This is a genomic window from Actinosynnema sp. NPDC023658 (assembly GCF_040639995.1).
In the GTDB taxonomy this organism is placed as follows: Bacteria; Actinomycetota; Actinomycetes; order Mycobacteriales; family Pseudonocardiaceae; genus Actinosynnema.
In genome coordinates this window covers 1-1,414 of sequence record NZ_JBFAAX010001282.1, presented here as the reverse complement: position 1 = coordinate 1,414, position 1,414 = coordinate 1, and the positions used below count along the sequence as shown (strand labels likewise).

Here is a 1,414-nt window from a genome sequence, read left to right as displayed (position 1 = left end):
AACGGCCGGTCGGGTGCGGTCCGGGTGGTCTCGGGGCGGTCGAGCAGCCGGAGCCGGGCGACGGGCGCGAACAGGTTGGCGTCCGCCACGGTCTGCGCGATCCTGGTCGCGGCCTGCGCGGCCTGGTCGGCGGTCCCGGCGCGGACGGAGAGCCGGGCGAGGCCCGAGGCGGGCACCAGCTCCACGGACACGCGACGGGCCAGTTCCTCGGTCGTGGTGCCCAGCTCGTCGGCCGTCGGGCGCAGCACCGTGGGCGTGCGCGCCGCCTCGACCAGCGCGGGCAGCGACAGGGCGACGACCTCCCCGAACCCGGCCTGGGCGGACTCGCCGGGGTCGGTCGCCACCGCGAGCAGGCCGACGCGGCGCTCGAACTCCTCGCCGCGCAGCTCCACCGAGAGCAGCACGACGAGCGCGACCAGCACCCCGATGCCGATGCTGACCGGCAGCGGGCGCCGGAGCACGCGCAGGGTCCGCGCCACGGGCACGCCCTTCAAGGCGCCCGGGTACTTCACGAGGCACCGACCACGGTGCGCAGCAGCTCGTCGTAGGACCGCATGAGCAGCCGCGGGTCGTGCTGCCGCCGCACGGACGCGCGTCCGGCTTCGGCCAGCTCCGCCCGTGCGCCGGGGTCGAACAGCAGCGCCCGCAGCGCCTCCGCCGTGGCGCCCGGGTCGCGGCGCGGCACCACCACCCCGCCGCCGCCCGCCAACGCCTGGCGCACGCCGTCCACGTCGGTCGCCACGACCGGGCGTCCGGCGGCCAGCGACTCCAGCACCGCGACCGGCATGCCCTCCCAGTCGCTGGTCAGCACGGTGACGTCGGCGGCGGCGAGCAGGTCCGGCACGTCGCAGCGGTTGCCGAGGAACCGCACCCGGTCGGAGATGCCGAGGTCGGCGGCGCGCAGGCGCAGCAGGTCGCGGAGGCTGCCGTCGCCGGCCAGCCACAGCACCGCGTCGCCGCCCAGCTCGGCCCACGCGTCCAGCAGCACGTCGTGCCGCTTCTGCGGTTCCAGCCGGGCCGGGCAGAGGGCGACCGGCACGTCCGGTCCCACGCCGTGCACCGCGCGCACCGCGTTCCGGTTCACCCGTTCGGGCTGGGGGAAGACCGCGTTCGGGATCACCACCGGGTCGGGGACGCCCGCGGCGCGCAGCCGGTCGGCCGTGGCGTCGGCCACCGCGACGACCGTGCGCGAGGTGCGCTTGAGGATGCGGGCCGCGCCCTGGTAGTCGGTCTCGGCCACGCCGTGGAACACGGTCAGCAGCGGCAGTCGGCGGGGCAGCACGGCGAGCCGGGCCACCAGGCTGGCCGACACGTTGTGCGCCAGCACGACCTCCGGCCGGAAGCTGCGGATCGCGGCCTTGGTGGCCGTGGTCGCGCGCAGCACGCCGCCCGCCCGGCGCCGGGCCACCGGCAC

At 77.5% G+C, this 1,414-nt stretch carries 1 protein-coding gene and 1 pseudogene; both read right to left on the bottom strand.

What is annotated here, in order from left to right; translation table 11 throughout:
* Window positions 1–512: pseudogene (locus AB0G02_RS40290) on the bottom strand (hypothetical protein); the annotation flags it as partial.
* On the bottom strand, window positions 509–1,414 hold a 906-nt coding region (locus tag AB0G02_RS40285; protein WP_360805836.1), incomplete at its 5' end, for a glycosyltransferase. The gene AB0G02_RS40285 and the pseudogene AB0G02_RS40290, both read right to left, overlap by 4 nt.